Here is a 20,521-nt window from a genome sequence, read left to right as displayed (position 1 = left end):
TATTATTTCAGCAACTATACCTTAAGAAATTTACGGATGGACAGTGTACTGCCCAGTATGCCAACAAGTACTCCAAGTATCGTCAGCAGTCCTGCAATCTGAATCCAGATATCTCCAAGTGGCAACAGCTTGATCATGGAGAGGGACAAGTCATTCGCAAGACCTGCTTCAAGTCGATTATAGCCAACGAACAATGCTGCAATTGTAACCAGCGAGCCAATCAGGCCAATTAATGCACCCTCGATAAAGAAGGGCCAGCGTATGAAGAAATTTGTGGCTCCCACCAGCTTCATAATGCTGATCTCACGACGACGGGCCAGAATCGTGACGCGAATCGTGTTGGAGATCAGGAACATGGACATGAGCCCAAGCCCGGCTACAAAGATGAAGCCAACGTTACGGATCAATCGAGTAATCTTGAACAGGGTCTCTACCGTTCCCTCGCCGTACTTCACTTTCAGAATCGGCTTCTCCGCATATTGATCGTTCAGTGCCTGAATTTTCTCTGATACGAATGGGACCGTAGTTGGCTCTACAACCTCTACGATGATCTTGTCAGGAAGTGGGTTGTTATCCTTATCGAATCCCTCTAGCAATTCCTTGCCACTCTCACCCATATCTGTACGAAGCTCCTCCAGGCCTTGCTCCTTGGGAACATACGTAGTCTTGCTTACTTCTGGCATCTTGCCGATCTCGGTCATCAGTTGATCCTTCATCGGCTGCTCTACATTCAATTCCAAAAATACATTGATGCGCACCTGACTGTCGGCTTCATCCACCAGCGAGTTCACATTCAGCACCAACATAATAAAGACTCCCAAGACAAACAGGGAAACAACGATAGAGGTAATGGACGCCACGGACATCCATCCATTGCGGAATATGTTCTTGAACCCTTCCCGCATATGACGCAAGAAGGTGTTAAAAGTCATATCCGTATTCTCCTCTCACCTGATCTCGCACAATGTTGCCATCTTCAATGGCAATGACACGCTTACGCATGGAATTCACAATATCCTTGTTGTGGGTAGCCATAATGATGGTGGTACCCCGGAAATTAATCTCGTCCAGCAGCTGCATAATTCCCCATGATGTCTCGGGATCAAGGTTGCCTGTCGGCTCATCCGCGATAATTACGGAAGGATTATTCACAATGGCACGAGCAATCGCAATCCGCTGCTGTTCCCCACCAGATAGCTGGGAAGGCTCACGGTCTGCCTTACTCTTCAATCCCACCAACTCCAGCACCTCGGGAACACGCTTGCGGATCAGACGCTTGGGTGCTTCGATAACTTCCATAGCAAAGGCTACATTTTCATAGGCTGTCAGAGTAGGCAACAATCTGAAATCCTGAAAGATAACTCCGATATTGCGACGAACATAAGGAATCTTACGTTGCTTGAGCTTACCGATATTAAAACCGTTTACGGATATTTGGCCTTTGGTAGGTGCTTCTTCTCTATAAATCAGCTTCATGAATGTTGACTTCCCGGCACCGGATGGGCCAACCAGGTATACAAATTCATTGCGGTCAATTTTCACAGAGACGCCCTTAAGTGCGTGGGTTCCATTCTGGTAGGTCTTCCACACGTCCTGCATTTCTATCACTCTATCACTTCCCGATGCATGTATTTCATACTCAACTCATACTATTTCGACATATTCCAGCCAATTCCTTTGCAATGGCCCAAATTTCACCACGTTATTCATTATTGTAACAAATTCGTTACCTTTTGAGTACCTGTAATCTTCAATTTCATACAAGCATCGTATGGGATGAACGAATAAAGGCACGCATATACATGGATAGAGTCCGTAATTTGCCCGAATAGATCCCTGACTAGGAGAGTTTGACTATGAAAAAAACCCACATCACGCTGATTGTATTGTTGGTTACATTATTGGCTGGCTGCATGACGTATGGGGGGCTGCATCTGTATGCAGATCGCTCTGGCTTACCGAAAGATACGAAAATAGGAGGGCTACAGCTTGGAGGGATGGACCGACAAGAGGCGGCGCAGCTTGTTCAGGAGAAGTTAAAGGAATTGGCGCAGCTCCCCCTTCATCTGGAGGATGAGGAGCAGGCTGTAGATATGAAGCTGACGCTGGGTACAGCTGGTGTATCCTATCACGCCGATGCTTTTTTCACTGCGGTAGAGAAGCTGGACCAAGGGCATCTCTGGGAAAGGGTGCAAGCCAGACGTTCCTTCGGAGCATCTTGGGATATTGACGTCCATATAGAACCAGATACGATGAATTCATTGCTGGACCAGGACTGGGAGGAGCGGCGCTATGGTCATCCAGTCGATGCTGTACGACAAATCACAAGTAATGATCAGGTGCGCTATATTCCTGAAAAATCAGTCTATCGGCTAGATCGTAACCGTCTCATTCAGGAGCTCGGGCAGCAGCTGCCCAGGGACTTCAGGGCACTCGATCATGACGATATGAAGGAGTTAGCGCTGAAGCTGCCACTGAGTCGTTTGGAGCCGAAGCGTACTGTTGAGAGCTTGAAGCAGGAGGGGATAGAGCGAAGAATTGTGCGATTCTCCACTTCACTGGGCAGCAGCTCCACGGGCCGGGTCCATAATGTGCAGGCCGCAGCCAAGATAGTCGATGGCATGATACTTCGACCAGATGAGGTATTTGATTATGCCAAAGTTATTGCTGATGCCGAGAGCAAATATGGCTTCCGCGAGGCTCCTGTCATTGTAAATGGTCGGCTTGAGCCGGGGATTGGCGGCGGAATCTGTCAGGTATCCAGCACGCTGTATCATGCAGCTCTACAGACAGGGCTAAGCATTGTCGAACGCCGCAATCACTCGCTCCCGGTCAGCTACCTGCCCAAGGGACAGGATGCGACCTTTGCTACAGGCTCCATTAATTTCCGATTCAAAAATAACACCGGTAAACATCTGCTTCTTCGAGCGAATGTAGAGGCTGGACAGCTCGTCGTCAAATTTTTCGGTACCTTCCCAGAAGAAGTAACTTATCAGATCGAATCCAAGACTGTGAGCACCATCTCCATCCCAGAAAGCTATGTGCAAAGTAGCTCTCTCCTGCCTGGACAGTCCCAGGTGTTAATCCCGGGCAAACCAGGCTATGTAGTAGAGACCTATCGTACCAAGCTTATTGCTGGCAAAACGGTTGAACGTGAGACGATCTCCCGTGACACCTATCGTGCCCAGAAAAGAGTCATTGCCCGAAACGGTCACACCTCCAATGGCACGCCTCGCTTGGAAGAGCCAGGAACGGAAGAGGCTCCTTTGGTGGAGGATGGCGTACGAAGCCAGCAATAAAAGATTGCTACTCAGGTAAGCTGGTATTTTGCAAAAGCAAGCCCGATCGACTGTCGTTCATGCGCTGCTAATGTACTAAATGATCATAAATTAAAAGCCTCCCTAACCACTCAAAGGTAGCTAGGGAGGCTTATGTTGTATCAGAACGAAGCAATCAGATTCTGTCCTTAATGAATCAGAACGGTATTCTTCATAGCTTCTCTGGAATGCTTGCCTTTTACAGCTTATTGCTCTTCAAAGCTGTCTGTAGTAACATCAGCCTCTGTATCATCAGGGGCATTTCCATCCTCATCCAGCACGGTAATTGTCAGATGCTCACTTTCGTTGCCGTCCACATCTTCCGCATACACGGTCAGTTCAACGCCCTCAGGCTGTGTGCCCACAAGCACGCTGAAGCTTCCATCTGGTCTGGCTGTTATGCTAGAGAGCAGTGTATTGCCGGAATAGACACGAATGATGCTACCTGCTTCAGCAGTACCTTGAATCGTGCTGTCGCCGGCTTTAACAGGGTCAACAGAAGGTGCAGCTACTGCGGATTCATCAGCTGTATCCTCATCATCCGCATTATCCTCTGTATCAGCAGGAGTTGTCGCGTCATCTGTAGTTTCTGTCTCATCTACTGTATCCTCCGGGGACGTTGTATCTTCGGAGTCTACCTCCGTCGCTGGCGTCTCTTCCTCTTCAGGAGGTGTTACCACACCGGTATTATCCTCACCATAAGTATCATCAATGACACCTGTGCTTGGTCCACCAGGGGTTACCGTGGTGCTACCATCCAGATTGAAACCGGATGCAGCATCAATAATAACGATGGCCTCAGCACGCGTCAAGCCTTTGGTTGGCTGGAAGGTGCCATCCGGATATCCGCTCATGGCATCCTGGCTGATGGCAGCCGCTACGCTTGCTCTACTCCAGGAAGCGATATCTTCATAATCAGAGAATCTCGTCAGACTTGAGGCTGAACCCGGCGCCCAACCCGTAGCCTTGGCCAGAATAGCTGCCGCTTCCTGACGAGTAACCACTGCATTCGGCTTGATTGTACGATCGGCATAGCCCCCAATGAAGCCAGCATTTACTGCTTTCATCATTGCATCATAGGCCCAGTGATTGGAAGGCAGGTCCGTGAACCCGGAGCCGTAAGTATCGTCTGTGACTGCCGCATCGGCACCTGTTACCACAAAATTACGATTCACCAGCGATATGAACTCTGCACGGGTAATTGTCAAATCTGGCTTTAGTGTACCGTCAGCGTACCCGCTCAGGTAGCCCGTGGCTGCCCAGCGCTGCAACTGATCTCCCGCCCAATGGTTGGACAGATTCTCGGTTGCCGCAGAAGCGCTCCCAAATGCACTGAATAATAGACCTGCTCCCAATGTACCCGCCAACACTTTACGAACCTGCTTATGTTTATTGCTCATATAATTGCTTCAGCCTCCTTTTAGATGTGACTGTGACATGCAATCATGTTCACAAGTCCTTGAAAAACGAAGTGGTTTGCCTCTGATGGCAATGTCGCCGGATGAACCGCCGCTGTAAATTACTTAAAACAATTTACCAGAAAATTAAACAATGGGAAGCAAAATTCATGAAAATGATCCCAAATAACCAATTGTTCTCACGACAGAATTTCTGGATTGCGCTATAGTAAATTGGACACAAAAACCATCAAAAAGGCGGTTAAGAACATGGCGCTTATTCAATGTCAGTTTTATTCCGAGACACTGGGACTGAGCACTTCCATGCGTGTCATCCTGCCACAGCAGACCACATCACAGATCGGGATGCACAATGCACAGGGGCTTGGCCCCCACCCCGTCCTATACCTCTTGCACGGACTCTCAGACGATGATTCAATCTGGGTCCGTCGTACTTCCATTGAACGATACGTTGCTTCGTTGGGACTTGCCGTAGTCATGCCTCAGGTGCACCGTAGCTTCTACACAGATATGTATGAGGGAGGAGCCTACTGGAGCTTCATTAGCGAAGAGCTACCTATGCTGGCACGCTCCTTTTTCCCGCTATCTGCCGACCGCGAGGACAACTTTGTAGCCGGCCTGTCTATGGGCGGTTATGGCGCCTTCAAGCTGGCCCTACGCAAGCCAGAGCAGTTCAAGGCCGCTGCTAGCTTATCCGGGGCACTCGATATTGGGCTGACGAGAAGAGACCCCGCACTACGTGTCATGTCCGAGTCGGAATGGCTACGAATCTTCGGCCCTGAGTCGGTGGAAGGTTCGGAGCATGATTTGCTTGAGCTGCTGAGCCGACTGCAGCAATCCAACGCTCCACGGCCAATGCTCTATCAATGCTGTGGGACAGAAGACTTTTTATACCGTGAAAATATCAGCTTCAGAGAAGCCTGCCAACGGACTAATATTTCATTGACCTATGAGGAAGGTCCTAGTGGGCATGACTGGGGATATTGGGACCAGCAAATTCAGCGAGTATTGGACTGGCTACCGCTGCGTAACAGATTAACTGAATAAGGCAAGGGCAATTAGGTCCTAAGAACCATTTCAGAGTAACCTATATTGAATCTAGCAAAACGCTACTGTGAACGGCTAGCACCCTTATCGGGCTAATAAAGCTATGATAGAGCGATTAAGTGATTTGAGTGAGTGAGAAGTAAGTGGGTAATTGTTTGATTGTTTGATTGTTTGTTTGTTTGATTGAGTATGTGAGTGATTGAGTAAAATATGAGTAAGAAAACAGATCTCAGCCTTGGGCGAAGATCTGTTTTTTATTTTTATTTCGTACAAAAAGAATTTTCACAACCAATTTCTATTGATTAATGTACATAATCAGGCTTATATTATTACAGTTGGTAAGATATATATCTATTATAATTACATTTAGTTATTCCGCATTGCACATGAGTAACGTATGGGAGATGACGAATATGGATTCTGGAAGCCGGTCTAGCATGGATGAGATCGATCAACGCATTATTGCTGTGCTCCATGAGCACGCGCGAATTTCTTATACAGACCTGGCGAAGGAGGTTGGACTATCACGGGTAGCAGTTCAGACAAGAATACAATCCTTGATGGATGAAGGTGTCATTGAGCGCTTCACCGCTGTTATTAACCCTGAGAAGATCGGCATTAATGTATCGGCCTTCTTTAATGTGGAGGTAGAGCCCAAGTTCTTGCAGCAGGTAGCCGAGATACTCGCAGAGGAATCCGTTGTCACAAGCCTCTATCACATGACTGGACCAAGCAAGCTGCACATGCACGGGCTGTTCAGAAATCATCAGGAGATGGAGAGGTTCCTCAAAGATAAGCTATACCCGCTACCAGGCATCACGGATGTGGACTGCCAGGTACTTATTCATAGATACAAGAGCCGCATGGGAATGCGACTGTAAGGACCAAGGAGGATATTTCGTCTATGGGAACATCAACAAACAAATATATCGACCTCTCTTCCGCCATGCTGCGGACAGGGATTCTCGGCTATGGAGGCGGCCCCTCTGTCATTCCGTTAATTCGCTATGAGGCGGTAACACGCTATCAATGGATGAACGATGATGAATTCGGAGAGACACTCGCGATTGCAAATGCCCTGCCTGGACCGATCGCAACCAAAATGGCTGCCTACCTGGGTTACCAGCAAAAAGGGGTGCTCGGAGCTATCATTGCCGTCATCGCTCATATTCTACCTAGCAGCATAGCCATGATTGCCCTGCTATCCATGGTACGTGTCCTTAGTACCTCACCAATCGTGGCTGGCATGATCGGAGCAGTCACACCTGTAATCGCCGTAATGCTCGGCACGATGGCTTATGAATTTGGTGAGAAGGCCATTAAAGGCCTCGGCAAATATATGGGAGTAGGACTCTTTATTGTGTCACTGCTCATGCTGCAATGGATTGATATTCACCCAGGCATCGTTATCATTCTCTTCCTTGCTTACGGAGCCGTGCATTTCCGGCTAGTATCCAGACTGAAAGCACGTCGTCAGCAGAAGGGAGACTCCTCCTCATGATGGAATGGCTGCAATTATTACTTGGATTTTTCATCTCAAATGTATTGGGCTATGGGGGCGGACCTGCATCCATACCGCTGATCTATCAAGAGGTCGTAACCCACTACGGCTGGCTGGACGATAAAGAGTTCTCCAATATGCTGGCATTGGCTAATGCCCTGCCGGGTCCTATTGCTACGAAGATCGCGGCCTTCGTCGGGTACGATGTAGCGGGCTGGATGGGCTTTATCATTGCACATGCAGCGACCATCATCCCCTCATGTGTAGCCCTTATCATCTTGCTACGCATAATGGCCAAGCATCGGCAGTCCCCTGTTGTCAAAGGAATGACTCTGCTCGTACAGCCTGTCATTGCGGTGATGATGGCGATCGTGACCTGGCAAATGGGTAGCGAATCGCTTGCCTCCATCGGGATATGGCAATCCCTTGGTATTGCCGCTATTGCCTTCTGGGCGATGAATATACGCAAAATTCACCCGGCGCTAGTCATTGTAGCAGCTTTTGCCTATGGTGGACTCGTGCTCGGGCACCTCCTGGTCTAATTTAAGTCCATTACCAAAAAGGTCGAAGACAAGCGCTCATGGAGCCTGTCCTCGACCTTATTTTGCGTATGATTTACCCCACTGGAGCAATTTCTACTGAGATGAGCGAATGCATCCTTACCTACGCCTATGGATAACCGGTATGGATGATTGATATGGATAACAACTAGTATTTACGAGCTGGAAGCCACATTGCCTTGACGCAACGCAACCCATTCCTCAGTGGTCTTGAGCAACAGCTCGCTGCGGCCAATTGCCTCGCGAACCTGCGGCGTTGCTGTACCCCCATACACATTCCGTGCATTCACGACCGCCTCAGGCTGCAGCACCGCATAGATCCGATCATCGAACAGCTCGGAGAACTGCTGGAACTCCTCAAGGGTCAGATCCAGCAAATACTTGTTGTTCTGAATGCAGTACAACACCGTCTTGCCGATTACCTCATGCGCCTGACGGAACGGAAGGCCTTTATTCACCAAGAAGTCTGCAATATCAGTCGCATTGGAGAAATCCTGATTTACGGCCTGCCGCATCCGCTGTTTGTTCACCTTCATTGTGGCGATCATTGGAGCGAATAGCTGCAGCGCACCCTCTAGGGTAGCTACCGTATCGAACATGCCTTCCTTATCCTCTTGCATGTCCTTGTTGTACGCAAGCGGCAAGGATTTGAGCACCGTCAACAGCCCCATCAGGTTGCCATATACACGACCTGTCTTGCCGCGCACCAGTTCAGGAACATCCGGGTTCTTCTTTTGCGGCATAATGCTACTGCCTGTGCAGAAGGCATCATCCAGCTCCACGAAGCCGAATTCTGTGCTGCTCCACAGCACAAGCTCTTCGCTGAGACGGGACAAGTGCGCCATAATCAGTGAGGCGCCAGCAAGGAATTCAACGATAAAATCACGATCACTTACGGCGTCCAGACTATTCTCATAGACACCATCGAAGCCTAGCTGCTCAGCCACAAAATGCCGATCAATCGGGAAGGTCGTTCCCGCGAGTGCCCCAGCGCCGAGCGGGAGCACATTGATGCGCTTGTAGCTGTCCTTCAGACGATCAATATCACGCTCCAGCATGGAGACATACGCTAGCAAATGATGTGCGAACAGGATTGGTTGTGCGCGTTGCAGGTGAGTGTAGCCTGGTACAATCGTATCCAGATTATCTTTGGCCTGTCCAATCAGAGCTTCCTGTACAGCATGCAGCATACCGACCAGAGATACGACACGGTTGCGCAGGTACAAATGCATGTCTGTGGCGACCTGATCATTGCGGCTACGGCCCGTATGTAGCTTGCCGCCCACGGGTCCAACCTCTTCGATCAGGTTCTTCTCGATGTTCATATGGATATCCTCATCGGATACCGAGAACTCAATCTCACCCTTGCGAATACGATGCAGCACCTTGTCCAGACCCTGCTTGATCGCCTCTACATCCTCCTGTGGAATAATGCCGCATTTGCCTAGCATAGTCACATGTGCCAAGCTGCCTTGAATATCTTCCTCAGCCAATTGCTTATCGAAATTGATAGAGGCTGTGTACTCTTCCACCAGCTTGTTCGTCTGCTTGGTGAATCGGCCTCCCCATAGCTTGCTCATTGGTCAGTCTCCTTTTCTATAATGCGGGCCGCCCTTGTCTCCCGGACAAAGGCGGCCCGCTGAAATGTATGAAATTCAAGTACCTTGATTCGATTAAATGTGAGTATGGAGCCCGCTTTCCGCTAACGACGATGCCCAAGCCCATCCAACCGAATCAGATTCGTTCAAGGTACTATGCTCATTATGCTTACTTATTCTGGTTAACGCCAGAGTTTACCTTCAGACGCAGTGCGTTCAGACGGATGAAGCCTGTAGCATCACCTTGGTCGTAAGCCTGTGTAGGGTCGGCTTCCATCGTGGCGATATCCGGGTTATACAGACTCACAGGGCTCTTCACGCCTGCCCCGATGACATTACCTTTATACAGCTTCACTCGTACTGTACCTGTCACATTCTTCTGACTCTCCGTGACCAAAGCCTGCAGTGCGAGACGCTCTGGTGCGAACCAGAAGCCGTTATATACCAAAGTAGCGTACTTGGTAATCAGGCTGTCACGCAGATTCATGACTTCACGATCCATGGTAATGGATTCCATCTTGCGGTGAGCTGTGAACAGAATCGTACCGCCTGGCGTCTCGTACACACCGCGGCTCTTCATGCCGACAAAACGATTCTCGACCATATCGACACGACCAATACCGTGCTTGCCGCCCAGTTCATTCAGCTTCTCCATGACCTGAAGTGGGCTAAGACGTTCGCCGTTCAGGGCTACGCAATCCCCCTTCTCGAACTCCAGCTCCAGGTATTCGGACTCTTCCGGTGCATCTTCAGGAGCATTGCTCAGCAGGAACATGTCTTTATTTTCTGGTGCGCTCGGATCGAACCAAGGGTCCTCCAGCACGCCGCTCTCATAGCTGATATGCAGCAGGTTGCGGTCCGTCGAATATGGCTTTGCTGCGGACGCAGTCACGGGAATACCGTGCTTCTCTGCATATGCGATCATTTCGGCCCGACCTGGGAACTGGTTGCGGAACTCCTCCAGACGCCAAGGCGCAATGACCTTGATATCTGGTGTAAGTGCTGCCGCGTTCAGTTCGAAGCGCACTTGGTCATTCCCCTTACCAGTCGCACCATGTGCAATAGCCGTAGCGCCTTCAGCAATCGCGATGTCTACCATACGCTTAGCGATCAGTGGACGTGCAATACTTGTTCCAAGAAGGTACTGTCCCTCATAAAGAGCGCCAGCCTGGAACATAGGGTAGATAAAGTCACTTGCGAACTCATCTCGCAGGTCATCAATATATACCTTGGATGCTCCGGTAGCCAGTGCCTTTTCCTCCAGACCGTCAAGCTCATCCTTCTGGCCAATATCCGCCGTAAAAGCGATGATCTCTGCATCATAAGTTTCTTTCAGCCATTTCAAGATGACTGATGTATCCAGACCGCCTGAATAGGCGAGTACGATTTTTTCCTTAGCCATGAATTAATAAATCCTCCCTGTAAGGTCATGTCATATGCTTAAATAAGTGCTACATGATTAGCTGATCCACATTAGCTCATCAAAGCGACGAGTAGTGCCTTCTGTGCATGGAGACGATTCTCTGCCTCGTCAAAGATCACGGAATTCGGTCCGTCAATTACACCCGCCGAGACTTCCTCTCCGCGATGCGCTGGCAGACAGTGCATGAACAAGTAGTCGGGCTTAGCCAGCTTTACCAGCTCTTCATTGACCTGATAGTCGGCAAACGCCAGCTCACGCTGCTTCTGCTCCTCCTCAAACCCCATGCTCGCCCATACATCAGTATAGATGACGTCCGCGTCCTTCACAGCGGCTTGAACATCGGTAGTTACTTCCACACGGCTTCCTGTACCTGCAGCGATATCCTGACTTTCCGCTACGACCTGCGCATCAGGTGCATAGCCTTCTGGACTAGCTACCGAGATGTGCATTCCCAGCTTGGCTGCGCCAATCATGAGTGAATGCGCCATATTGTTGCCATCGCCGATATAAGCGACCTTCAGTCCCTTCAGCTTGCCCTTGTGCTCATAGACCGTCTGGTAATCAGCCAGCACCTGACAAGGGTGAGCCAGATCACTTAGTCCGTTAATGACCGGAATCGTCGAATACCGGGCGAGGTCCACCACATTGTGATGTCCAAAGGTACGAATCATGATGCCGTCCAGATAGCGGGACATGACTTGTGCTGTATCACTGATCGTCTCCCCACGCCCCAATTGGATATCGTTCTTGCTCAGGAACAAGGCGTGACCGCCCAACTGATACATACCTACCTCGAAGGATACACGTGTACGGGTAGAGGATTTCTCAAAAATCAATCCCAGGGTTTTTCCTTGCAAAGGCTGATAGACCTCTCCACTCTTGTGCTTCTTCTTAATATCTACCGCAAGCTGAATCAGATATTCAATCTCCTCGGTAGTAAAGTCATTTAATTCTATAAAATCCCGACCTTTGAGGTCAAGCTTCATCTGCTCTGCTGTCTTACTCATGATTACTCTCCTTTTCCAGTCCCTGAACGTGGCTGCTGATCAGTTCCGCCAGCATATCTACGCAGAGATCAATTTCGGCCTCCGTCACATACAGATTCGGAAGCAACCGGATCACATTCGGCCCTGCTGTCACGAACAGCAGTCCCTTACTTTGCCCAGCCAGTACAATGTCACCTACAGGACCTGCACACTCCATACCGATCAGCAAGCCTTTGCCACGAATCTCCTTCACAAAAGGAACCTTCGCGAAGCGGCTCTCCAGCTTCTCCATGAGATAAGCACCCATGCTCGCCGCACGTTCAGGCAAATTCTCGGACACGATCGTCTCTACCGTTGCATTGACAGCTGCCATAGCCAGTGGTGTGCCGCCAAACGTAGACCCGTGGCTACCTGCGGTGAATGCCTCCTTCAGATACCCTTTGCCCAGCATAGCTCCAACGGAGAAGCCACTGCCGATGCCTTTGGCTACCGTGAAGATATCCGGCTCGATACCATAATGCTCGAACGCGAATAGCTTGCCCGTTCTACCCATTCCGGTCTGAATCTCATCAATGATTAACAGAAGTCCGTGCTCCTTGCAGAGCTTGACGATATGCTGTACGAATTCCGGCTGTACCGGATATACACCGCCCTCGGCCTGAATCATTTCCAGCATAATCGCCGCAGTATGATCCCCGATCGCATTCTCCAACGCGTCAACATCATGGAGCGGAACGCTCTTGAAGCCTGCTGGCAGCGGTGTAAAGCCTTCCTTCACCTTATCCTGCCCTGTAGCAGTCAAGGTTGCCAATGTACGGCCATGGAAGGACTGCGTGAAGGTAATCACCTCATAACGGCCGGTTCCCTTCACCTTCTGATGATAGCGGCGAGCCAGCTTGATGGCAGCCTCGTTCGCCTCCGCTCCACTATTGCAGAAGAAGACTGCGTCTGCACAGCTATTGGCCGTCAGCAGCGCTGCGGCTTGCTCTTGTCCTGGAATGTGAAACAGATTGGATACATGCCACAGCTCATCGATCTGCTGCTTCAGCCGCTCTGCGACCACATCAGGAGCATGACCCAGGTTCGTTACAGCAAGGCCGCACATGAAATCGAGATACTTCTTCCCCTGATCATCCCACAGCCAGCTTCCCTTCCCCTTAACCAAAGCAACCGGATATCTGGCATAGGTCGGAAATAACGAACTCTCCTGCTTGCTATTCTTATTACTCAGCGATGGACTAGATACGTCTTGTCCCGACTGTGCGACTGCTGTATGTTCACCCTGACTCATTTTAATCACGCTCCTGTTCATATCATCAGAAATATCCTTTGGCTTATTGCCATTTCCATACGTTATATGCTCTTCAATTTCAACTACATACGAACGATTCGGGTCCCGATCCCGTCTCCACGTAGCACTCGGCTCAGCACATTCGGCTCACTGCCATCAACGATGACCACTTCCTGCACCTTACCCTGGATGCATGCAATGGCTGCACGAACCTTAGGGATCATCCCCCCATAGATTTCACCCGTAGCAATCATGTCCTCAATCTCCTGGACCGTTACGGATGGTAGCACTCGCATGTCTCCGTCCACATTCTTCAAAATACCCGGCACATCCGTAACCACGATCATACGGGTTACCCCAAGATGGGAGGCTACTGCGCCCGCAGCCGTATCTGCATTAATATTGTAACGCTGTCCCTGGGCATCGATTCCTACCGGAGCAATCACCGGCATATAGCCCATGCCGAGCACACCGCTTATAATCTCTACTTTGACATCGGTCACATCACCGACCCAACCGACCTCTGCATGATTATGAACGGGCTTGGCCTGAATCAGCAATCCATCAGAGCCGGACAAGCCCAGCGATTGACCCCCATGGGTCAAAATCCTGCGTACAATCTGCTTATTAATACTGCCTGCCAGCACCATCTCCACGACATCCAGCACATCCTCAGTCGTTTTGCGAAGTCCCTGCACGAATTCGGTAGGAATGCCGAGCTTGGCGAGGTTCTCAGAGATAGCCGGTCCACCACCATGCACGATCACAGGCTGAACCCCCTGCTGCTGCAAGGATACCAGATCGTCAAAAAAGGAATCTGGCAGTGCTGCCAGGGTGCTGCCTCCGCATTTCATTACAAACTGCTGCTCCATAACAGCCTCCCTCTACTTATATTGCACAATCCTTATCCGTCCCTCTGTACCTTGATCAGATCATATGTGAGTATAGAGCCGCTACAAGCAGGGAGCCCTGTCGACCGCTGTTAAGCTTGTTGTTCTTTAATCTAATTAGAGTAGCAGATGAACAGCAAGCTTAAAGGCGGGCACTTCGTTTCTCTAGGGCTTCCCTGCTTTCCGCTAACAACTACGCTCTCCAGACTATTCAAGCTGAAATCAGATACGTCGAGGTACTACTCATTGTACCGATCCCAGCGAGTCTGCCTTATCATCACTTAGCACACTTAGAGCTAGGTCCGGTAAGCTGCATTAATCCTTACATAATCGTACGTCAGATCACAGCCCCAAGCCGTCGCATGTCCTTCACCCTGATGCAGATCCACTACGATCCGCACGGTGTCGCCACGGAGGTAAGCCAATGCTTCCTCTTCATCAAAAGAAATCGGCCGTGAGCCCTTCAGCACGACGATGTCACCGAGCCGAATGTCTACCGTATGAGGGTTGACAGGCTCACCCGCGCGTCCAACAGCTGCAATAATTCGTCCCCAGTTGGCATCTGCGCCGAATACAGCAGACTTCACGAGGCTGGAGCCGATGACAGTCTTGGCAATGGCTCGTGCAGATTGTTCACTCACTGCACCCGTCACCGATACTTCAACCAGCTTCGTCGCGCCTTCGCCGTCACGGGCAATCGCCTGCGCCAGTACTTGGCACACATAAGTAAAAGCATCGGCAAAGTTCTTCCAGTCCGGGTGCTGCTCGCTAAGCTCCTCATGGGCAACCAGGCCGCTAGCCATCGCCACCAGCATATCATTCGTGCTTGTGTCCCCATCCACAGTAATCATGTTGAAGGTCTGATCAGTGGCCTGCTTCAGCAAGCCATGTAGCGCTTCCTGTTGGATCGTCGCATCACAGGTCATGAACGCCAGCATCGTGGCCATGTTCGGATGAATCATGCCTGAGCCTTTGGCTGCTCCTGCAATATGCACCGTTTGTCCGCCCACCTGAACGGCTACACATACTTCCTTTTTGACCAGATCTGTCGTCAGAATGGCTTGAGAGAAAGCCTCTGCGCTTTCTTGATCCGCAGACATCAGCGCAGGAAGTCCTGCAATGCCATGATGCACAGCATCCATGTTCAAGACTTCACCAATGACGCCAGTAGAGGCTACTGCAACATCCTGTTCAGCCACACCCAGTTCCCTGGCTGCTGCAGCACGCATGGCATAAGCGTCCTCTTCTCCCTGCTGTCCTGTGCAGGCGTTCGCATTTCCACTATTTACGATAATCGCTTGAAGTCTACCGTTAGCCAGGCTTTCTCGGGTTACCTGCAGTGGTGCTGCTTGGAAAATATTCGTCGTGTACACAGCTGCAGCTGTAGCTGGCACCTCACAACGAATCGCTCCAATATCATTACGATCCGTCTTCTTCAAGCCACAATGCATGCCACCAGCCGTAAATCCCTTCGGCGTCACAACCGTGCCGCCCTCCACAATCTCAAAACCATGTGCACTCATGCTCATATGTGTATGCCCCGGCCCATTTACGGGTACACTGGTGTCATTTCCAGTCCGAGACTCTCCTTCCATCCCATCATCAGATTCATGTTTTGTATAGCCTGCCCAGCCGCTCCCTTGACGACATTATCAATGACTGCAATAACCGTCAGACGATTCGTACGGGAATCCACCGCAAAGCCGATATCGCAGTAATTCGAGCCGGATACTTCCTTCGTAGAAGGCCAGATGCCTTCATCGCGCACACGCACGAATGGACGATCTTTATAGTAGTTGCGATAGAGCTCAATCAGCTCTGCTTCTGAGTGAGCACCCTTCAACGTGGCATACATCGTTGACATGATACCGCGTGTCATCGGTGCCAAATGTGTTGTAAAGGTTACGGTTACTCGCTCTCCCGCGACATTGCCCAGTACCTGCTCGATCTCGGGAATATGCTGATGCTTGTTGATTTTGTAGGCTTTGAAATTCTCATTGATCTCCGCATAATGAGTCATCAGGCTTGTTCCGCGTCCTGCCCCAGATACACCAGACTTCGCATCAATGATAATACTGCGGTGATCAATCCAGCCCGCTTCTACCGCCGGAATCAAGCCAAGCAGCGTAGCAGTCGGGTAGCAGCCAGGGTTCGAGATGAATCGAACATCAACCACCTGGTCGCCATACACCTCGGACAGGCCATACACGGCCTCCTCCAAGTAGGCTTCCGGTGCTGCAGGCTTCTTATACCACTCTTCATAGGTAGCGCCTTCCTTGAGCCTGAAGTCTCCTGACAGGTCAATAACCTTCAGTCCGACCTCCAGTAGCTGAGGCACCAGCTCTGTACTAATACCGGAAGGAGTAGCCGTGAATACGAGGTCTGCCTTAGCTGCAATCTCTGCTGGATGCACTCCATCCAGATTCTGTGTCACAATATTCGTTAAATGAGGAAACCCCTCACTGATCGGCTTACCACTGCTGGAAGAGGAAATAACCGATACGATCTCTACCTGTGGATGATGCTGTAAAAAACGAATCAGTTCCACCCCGCCGTAGCCGGTGGAACCGACAATTGCCACTTTTACCTTGTTAACCATGCTGCTCCTCCCATCCGAAGCTATCGAGTTGTGTATTATTATACGACTCTACTCATATAAATACAACCACTGCATGTTAAGTTTATGTACGAAAAAAATCCCTTCGCCTCCCGCCTGTAGGGGAATATAGCAAAGGGATTATCATCCATAGAAAGTGCACCGGTTACGGTAAGTTAGACAGCTTCAACGATGTCAACCATTGAAATCTGCTGCTCCTTGGACAAATCACGGAATTGCTCTCCAACCTTCACGAGAGGTCGGAAGAAATCCAACGGGTTATTCAATACAATAACGGCGGTCTCACCATTGCTCAGACTGACCTGCTTGCCAACAAGCTGTGGCAGCAGATGCTGCATCATAATTTGCACAGGCCTCTCGCTCAATCTTCCGAAGCTCATCTCATGTACCTTGCGCAGCACAGTCAGGAAGCCCTCCTTGATCTGACCGGGGCCCGTCAGTCCCATTTCAACGAATACGTCCGCTACGGCTACAATCTGGGCATAGGGATGAATCTCATCCTTGGTAAGCGCCTTCGGATAGCCACTGCCGTCGCCACGTTCATGATGCTGAAAGGCAACTAGCGCAGAGACCTCATCCTGAATGGAGTTAATAATAATCTCATAGCCATAAGCCGTATGGCGCTTAAAAGCATCCTGCTCCGCTTCAGTCAGGTCCAATGACAGATTGCGTAGCGATGGTGAGATCCGGCTGATGCCGATATCATGAAGGTACCCTGCCTTGGTGATCTTGTAGATCTCGTCCTCGGAGTAGCCTAGCCATTTCGCTATGTAGTAGGACAACACCCCTACCTTCAGAGAGTGCGCATATGTATTGGTATGTTCACGCTCTAGCATCAAGAGAAGGGATACTACATCCTTCTGCTCCTCAAGACTATCCAGCAATTCTGATAAGCTGTTATCAATACGATCGTTTGATATCTTTCCCTTCGTGATTACATCAAGGAACAAGGACTGGTAGCTTGCTACCGTGCTATCAATATTCTTCTTCAGCTTCTCTGCTGATGCATCGTATAAATCCTCGGCTGATACATCTATGGAAGGCTCGGCGGTCATGGCCTGTGTCTGTGCTGTCTGAAGGTCGCGATCCTCAACCTCTACATAATCAATTCCATGCTGAAGCAGCAAGGATAATGCCTCGTTGTTAATTTGAGCGCCACCCTTCAATAAGTGGACACCATACTTGTTAAATGTATCTTCCTTTAATAGGTCACCTTGTTGAAGGTCCATCACGTGAACTCTCATTCGAATTGCCTCCTCCGAAAAGTAAATGCCAGCAGCTGCATATATGGAATATAGAGCCAAGCCGTCATGATGACCCAACTCCATATTTAGCTTGTCTGCACCAAGTACTCTTAGTATCGGCTACATTTTAGACGTTTTAGAGAAATATTTTGGAAAAATCCCAAAACGCTACTAAGGTCTGAGAAGTTCGCTCTTCAAAACAATGCATTTAGAACTAGACGCATAGTCCTTGCTTCGTAAGCACGAATGGGGCCATGTATCTACTCTCTCCCTGTACCTATCCAATAACTGCGTTCAGACTGGCGTTGGACATGGTGTCGAGTCACGATTGGAGCCATGAAATATATAATAAGAATCGAACCTTGACCAAGGGAGTATATAGCAACTGGTTATCAGCTCTACACTGTAGATCCACACAATATCTAGTGTCCTGTGCAGCAATCTATTGCTCAGGCTGACTCACGCTTAAAGCCCTTACCCAGCACCTCATGCGTATCGCCAATAATGACAAAAGCGTCCGGGTCCACCATGCGAACGAGCATCTTCAGCTTGGTAATTTCATTCTGACCGACTACAACCATTAATACCGGTCGCTCCTCCTGTGTGAATCCACCGCGTCCAGCCAGCTCTGTCAGGCCACGATCCAGATCATTTAGAATAACTTCCGCCATTCGTTCCTTCTCCGTCGATATAATGTACGCCACCTTCGAATAGCTTAGCCCCATCTCGACAGCATCAATTACTTTGCCGGTGACATATAACCCAATGAGCGCGTAGAGCGCATTCTCTGGAGTCAGCAGTATGCCAGCCAGCAGAATGACCGTACCGTCCAGCAGTACGACAGACAAAGAAAAGCTGAAGCCCGTATACTTCTGAATGATCTGGGCGAGGATCGTCAGTCCGCCAGTGGAGCCACGTCCGCGGAATACAATACCCAGTCCCAGACCGACACCGATGCCTCCATAGAGGGAGGACAGTAGAATGTTCGTCGTAGGCACAGGCAGATCCTTCGTCAGGTACACGAAGAGCGGCAACAGAATGCTGCCAAGTAAGGAACGAACCCCGTACTGCTTGCCGAGCAGTGCAACCCCCGCAATAAACAAGGGGATGTTCAGGGCCCATTGGGTATAGGCTGGTTCAATGCTCAGCAGCTCTTGCACGAGAATAGACAGACCAGATACACCGCCAGAGGCGATCCGACTAGGGAGCAGGAACATATTAAAAGACAGGGCCGTAATCAGAGAGCCTGTCACAATCAGGATGACATCCAGCAGAGTGCGCCAGGGACCATTCGCGGGAATCACATCGGACAATCGCCTTCTTCGTGTAGATGACGTAGTCCGGGCTGAGGAAGAGCTATTTGAAGGTGCCATGTTGGTTCTCCTTTTCCAAGTTGAAATCTTGAATCATTTAGGTATGTACAGTAAAGCACAAAAAAATTCCTACAGAGTACCCTCTCACCAACTCAGGAGGCGCTCTGCAGGAATTTTATCAGGATTCAGTTTCGGATTTGATCTGGCTACGCAGATAGCCATCAATGAAGGGATCTAGCTCTCCATCCATTACCGCTCCGACGTTACCGGATTCCACACTTGTACGATGATCCTTCACCATGCTATACGGATGGAATACATACGAGCGAATCTGACTGCCCCAAGCGATATCGGATTGTTCCCCCCGGATCTCGTCGAGCTCCTTCTTCTGCTCTTCAATCTTGCGTTCGTATAGCTTGGAGCGCAGCATTGTCATCGCTTGTTCCCGGTTCTTGATCTGGGAGCGCTCATTCTGACAGGTCACGACAATGCCTGTAGGGATATGCGTGATTCGTACCGCAGAATCCGTGGTGTTAATATGCTGACCGCCCGCACCACTTGCACGATAGGTGTCAATCTTGAGATCCTCAGTCCGTACCTCGATCTCCACATCATCCGCAATTTCCGGTACCACATCACAGGATACAAAGGAGGTATGACGACGTCCAGAGGAGTCGAACGGGGATATCCGCACAAGACGATGGACCCCTTTCTCCGCCTTCAGATAACCGTAGGCATTAAAGCCTTTTATCAACAGCGTCACGCTCTTGATTCCCGCTTCATCACCAGGCAGGTAATCCAGCGTCTCTACCTTGAACCCTCGCTTGTCAGCCCAACGCGTGTACATTCTCAGTAGCATCTGTCCCCAATCCTGAGACTCCGTGCCCCCCGCACCGGGGTGAAGCTCAAGAATGGCGTTCAACCGATCATAAGGCTGGTTCAGCAGCAGCTGCAGTTCAAAGGCCTCCAGCTTACCAACAAGTGCAGTCACCTGCTCGGCTGTCTCTCCTGCAAGCTCCTCATCGCTCTCTTCATCCGCCAGCTCGGCCATCATGGAAGCATCCTCATATTCCTGATACAGCTTGTTATACTCATCCACAGCGGATTTTACTGCATTCATCTCGGCAATGACAGACTGTGCCTTTTCATTGTCGTCCCAGAAATCCGGAGCGGCCATCTTTTCTTCAAAGTTCGCAATCATTTCCTGTTTGAGATCTAAGTCAAAGAGACCCCCTAAGATTATTTAATTTCTTGCCAATTTCACGCAGATCATGCTTAACACTTGGATCTATCATGTTCATTGCTCCTTTTGCCTC

General features: G+C 49.9%; 18 protein-coding genes. 5 read left to right on the top strand and 13 right to left on the bottom strand.

What is annotated here, in order from left to right:
- Nucleotides 1–14: 14 nt before the first annotated feature.
- Both ftsX and ftsE read right to left on the bottom strand, forming a co-directional pair.
- Nucleotides 15–932, bottom strand: coding sequence for a permease-like cell division protein FtsX (ftsX, locus tag D328_RS0124200; RefSeq protein WP_018887638.1), 918 nt, complete (start codon nt 930–932; stop codon nt 15–17).
- Nucleotides 922–1,608 (bottom strand): cell division ATP-binding protein FtsE, encoded by a 687-nt coding sequence (gene ftsE, locus D328_RS0124195; protein WP_018887637.1) that lies wholly within the window; start codon nt 1,606–1,608, stop codon nt 922–924. Before ftsE ends, ftsX begins: the two co-directional genes overlap by 11 nt.
- Nucleotides 1,609–1,856: 248 nt before the next feature.
- On the opposite strand from ftsE, the gene D328_RS0124190 reads away from it, so the two are divergent.
- Nucleotides 1,857–3,299, top strand: coding sequence for a VanW family protein (locus D328_RS0124190; RefSeq protein ID WP_018887636.1), 1,443 nt, complete (start codon nt 1,857–1,859; stop codon nt 3,297–3,299).
- A gap of 224 nt (nt 3,300–3,523) precedes the next feature.
- Here D328_RS0124190 and D328_RS30465 read toward each other — a convergent pair whose 3' ends face one another.
- Nucleotides 3,524–4,717: an S-layer homology domain-containing protein gene (locus D328_RS30465; RefSeq protein WP_018887635.1), complete on the bottom strand. Its 1,194-nt coding sequence runs from the start codon at nt 4,715–4,717 to the stop codon at nt 3,524–3,526.
- A gap of 267 nt (nt 4,718–4,984) precedes the next feature.
- Between D328_RS30465 and D328_RS0124180 the strand changes: the two genes are divergently transcribed.
- The 4 genes from D328_RS0124180 (at nt 4,985) to D328_RS0124165 (ending at nt 7,825) form a co-directional block, all read left to right on the top strand.
- Nucleotides 4,985–5,782, top strand: a complete 798-nt coding sequence (locus tag D328_RS0124180; protein WP_018887634.1) for an alpha/beta hydrolase — start codon at nt 4,985–4,987, stop codon at nt 5,780–5,782.
- A 413-nt stretch (nt 5,783–6,195) separates the two neighbouring features.
- The gene (locus D328_RS0124175; protein ID WP_018887633.1) at nt 6,196–6,663 is read left to right on the top strand and encodes an Lrp/AsnC family transcriptional regulator; all 468 of its coding nucleotides are present in this window, start codon (nt 6,196–6,198) and stop codon (nt 6,661–6,663) included.
- A 23-nt stretch (nt 6,664–6,686) separates the two neighbouring features.
- Nucleotides 6,687–7,283, top strand: a complete 597-nt coding sequence (locus D328_RS0124170) for a chromate transporter (RefSeq protein WP_018887632.1) — start codon at nt 6,687–6,689, stop codon at nt 7,281–7,283.
- On the top strand, nt 7,280–7,825 hold the full coding sequence (locus tag D328_RS0124165; RefSeq protein WP_018887631.1) for a chromate transporter: 546 nt from the start codon (nt 7,280–7,282) through the stop codon (nt 7,823–7,825). The genes D328_RS0124170 and D328_RS0124165 overlap by 4 nt, the downstream gene beginning before the upstream one ends.
- Before the next feature lie 173 nt (nt 7,826–7,998).
- Here D328_RS0124165 and argH read toward each other — a convergent pair whose 3' ends face one another.
- The 10 genes from argH to prfB all read right to left on the bottom strand — a co-directional run bounded on the left by argH (nt 7,999) and on the right by prfB (nt 20,500).
- On the bottom strand, nt 7,999–9,423 hold the full coding sequence (gene argH, locus D328_RS0124160; RefSeq protein ID WP_018887630.1) for an argininosuccinate lyase: 1,425 nt from the start codon (nt 9,421–9,423) through the stop codon (nt 7,999–8,001).
- 187 nt (nt 9,424–9,610) lie between these two features.
- Nucleotides 9,611–10,843: an argininosuccinate synthase gene (locus tag D328_RS0124155; protein WP_018887629.1), complete on the bottom strand. Its 1,233-nt coding sequence runs from the start codon at nt 10,841–10,843 to the stop codon at nt 9,611–9,613.
- A 71-nt stretch (nt 10,844–10,914) separates the two neighbouring features.
- Complete coding sequence (argF, locus tag D328_RS0124150) at nt 10,915–11,871, bottom strand: ornithine carbamoyltransferase (protein WP_018887628.1); 957 nt, start codon at nt 11,869–11,871, stop codon at nt 10,915–10,917.
- Nucleotides 11,864–13,141 (bottom strand): acetylornithine transaminase, encoded by a 1,278-nt coding sequence (locus D328_RS0124145; RefSeq protein WP_018887627.1) that lies wholly within the window; start codon nt 13,139–13,141, stop codon nt 11,864–11,866. Before D328_RS0124145 ends, argF begins: the two co-directional genes overlap by 8 nt.
- Before the next feature lie 83 nt (nt 13,142–13,224).
- Nucleotides 13,225–14,013, bottom strand: a complete 789-nt coding sequence (argB, locus tag D328_RS0124140; protein WP_018887626.1) for an acetylglutamate kinase — start codon at nt 14,011–14,013, stop codon at nt 13,225–13,227.
- 314 nt (nt 14,014–14,327) lie between these two features.
- Nucleotides 14,328–15,554 carry a bifunctional glutamate N-acetyltransferase/amino-acid acetyltransferase ArgJ gene (argJ, locus tag D328_RS0124135; RefSeq protein ID WP_025678672.1) on the bottom strand — a complete coding sequence of 409 codons (1,227 nt, stop codon included), beginning with the start codon at nt 15,552–15,554 and terminating at the stop codon, nt 14,328–14,330.
- Nucleotides 15,555–15,580: 26 nt separating this feature from the next.
- Nucleotides 15,581–16,630: an N-acetyl-gamma-glutamyl-phosphate reductase gene (argC, locus tag D328_RS0124130; RefSeq protein ID WP_018887624.1), complete on the bottom strand. Its 1,050-nt coding sequence runs from the start codon at nt 16,628–16,630 to the stop codon at nt 15,581–15,583.
- Between the two features lie 173 nt (nt 16,631–16,803).
- The gene (locus D328_RS0124125; protein WP_018887623.1) at nt 16,804–17,892 is read right to left on the bottom strand and encodes an HD-GYP domain-containing protein; all 1,089 of its coding nucleotides are present in this window, start codon (nt 17,890–17,892) and stop codon (nt 16,804–16,806) included.
- Nucleotides 17,893–18,341: 449 nt separating this feature from the next.
- The gene (locus tag D328_RS0124120) at nt 18,342–19,265 is read right to left on the bottom strand and encodes a YitT family protein (protein ID WP_051091202.1); all 924 of its coding nucleotides are present in this window, start codon (nt 19,263–19,265) and stop codon (nt 18,342–18,344) included.
- A gap of 118 nt (nt 19,266–19,383) precedes the next feature.
- Nucleotides 19,384–20,500, bottom strand: a protein-coding gene (gene prfB / locus D328_RS0124115) for a peptide chain release factor 2 (protein WP_133569191.1) whose coding sequence is annotated in 2 segments (ribosomal slippage) — nt 19,384–20,427 and nt 20,429–20,500 — 1,116 coding nt in all. Because the reading frame shifts where the segments join, the coding sequence is not laid out codon by codon here.
- Between the last annotated feature and the right edge of the window lie 21 nt (nt 20,501–20,521).

The organism is Paenibacillus massiliensis 2301065 = DSM 16942 (assembly GCF_000377505.1).
Taxonomy (GTDB): domain Bacteria; phylum Bacillota; class Bacilli; order Paenibacillales; family Paenibacillaceae; genus Paenibacillus; species Paenibacillus massiliensis.
The sequence above is the reverse complement of the archived record's forward strand: the minus strand, read 5'-3'. Positions and strand labels throughout refer to the sequence as shown.

What these genes read in the sequence shown, in the direction of transcription:
- D328_RS0124165 (WP_018887631.1), top strand. Translation starts at nt 7,280, where the DNA reads ATGATGGAATGGCTGCAATTATTACTTGGATTTTTCATCTCAAATGTA.
- argJ (WP_025678672.1), bottom strand. Translation starts at nt 15,554, where the DNA reads ATGAGTGCACATGGTTTTGAGATTGTGGAGGGCGGCACGGTTGTGACG.
- ftsX (WP_018887638.1), bottom strand. Translation starts at nt 932, where the DNA reads ATGACTTTTAACACCTTCTTGCGTCATATGCGGGAAGGGTTCAAGAAC.
- argC (WP_018887624.1), bottom strand. Translation starts at nt 16,630, where the DNA reads ATGGTTAACAAGGTAAAAGTGGCAATTGTCGGTTCCACCGGCTACGGC.
- D328_RS0124145 (WP_018887627.1), bottom strand. Translation starts at nt 13,141, where the DNA reads ATGAGTCAGGGTGAACATACAGCAGTCGCACAGTCGGGACAAGACGTA.
- D328_RS0124170 (WP_018887632.1), top strand. Translation starts at nt 6,687, where the DNA reads ATGGGAACATCAACAAACAAATATATCGACCTCTCTTCCGCCATGCTG.
- D328_RS0124120 (WP_051091202.1), bottom strand. Translation starts at nt 19,265, where the DNA reads ATGGCACCTTCAAATAGCTCTTCCTCAGCCCGGACTACGTCATCTACA.
- D328_RS0124175 (WP_018887633.1), top strand. Translation starts at nt 6,196, where the DNA reads ATGGATTCTGGAAGCCGGTCTAGCATGGATGAGATCGATCAACGCATT.
- argF (WP_018887628.1), bottom strand. Translation starts at nt 11,871, where the DNA reads ATGAGTAAGACAGCAGAGCAGATGAAGCTTGACCTCAAAGGTCGGGAT.
- D328_RS0124180 (WP_018887634.1), top strand. Translation starts at nt 4,985, where the DNA reads ATGGCGCTTATTCAATGTCAGTTTTATTCCGAGACACTGGGACTGAGC.
- D328_RS0124125 (WP_018887623.1), bottom strand. Translation starts at nt 17,892, where the DNA reads ATGAGAGTTCACGTGATGGACCTTCAACAAGGTGACCTATTAAAGGAA.
- D328_RS0124190 (WP_018887636.1), top strand. Translation starts at nt 1,857, where the DNA reads ATGAAAAAAACCCACATCACGCTGATTGTATTGTTGGTTACATTATTG.
- argB (WP_018887626.1), bottom strand. Translation starts at nt 14,013, where the DNA reads ATGGAGCAGCAGTTTGTAATGAAATGCGGAGGCAGCACCCTGGCAGCA.
- argH (WP_018887630.1), bottom strand. Translation starts at nt 9,423, where the DNA reads ATGAGCAAGCTATGGGGAGGCCGATTCACCAAGCAGACGAACAAGCTG.
- D328_RS0124155 (WP_018887629.1), bottom strand. Translation starts at nt 10,843, where the DNA reads ATGGCTAAGGAAAAAATCGTACTCGCCTATTCAGGCGGTCTGGATACA.
- D328_RS30465 (WP_018887635.1), bottom strand. Translation starts at nt 4,717, where the DNA reads ATGAGCAATAAACATAAGCAGGTTCGTAAAGTGTTGGCGGGTACATTG.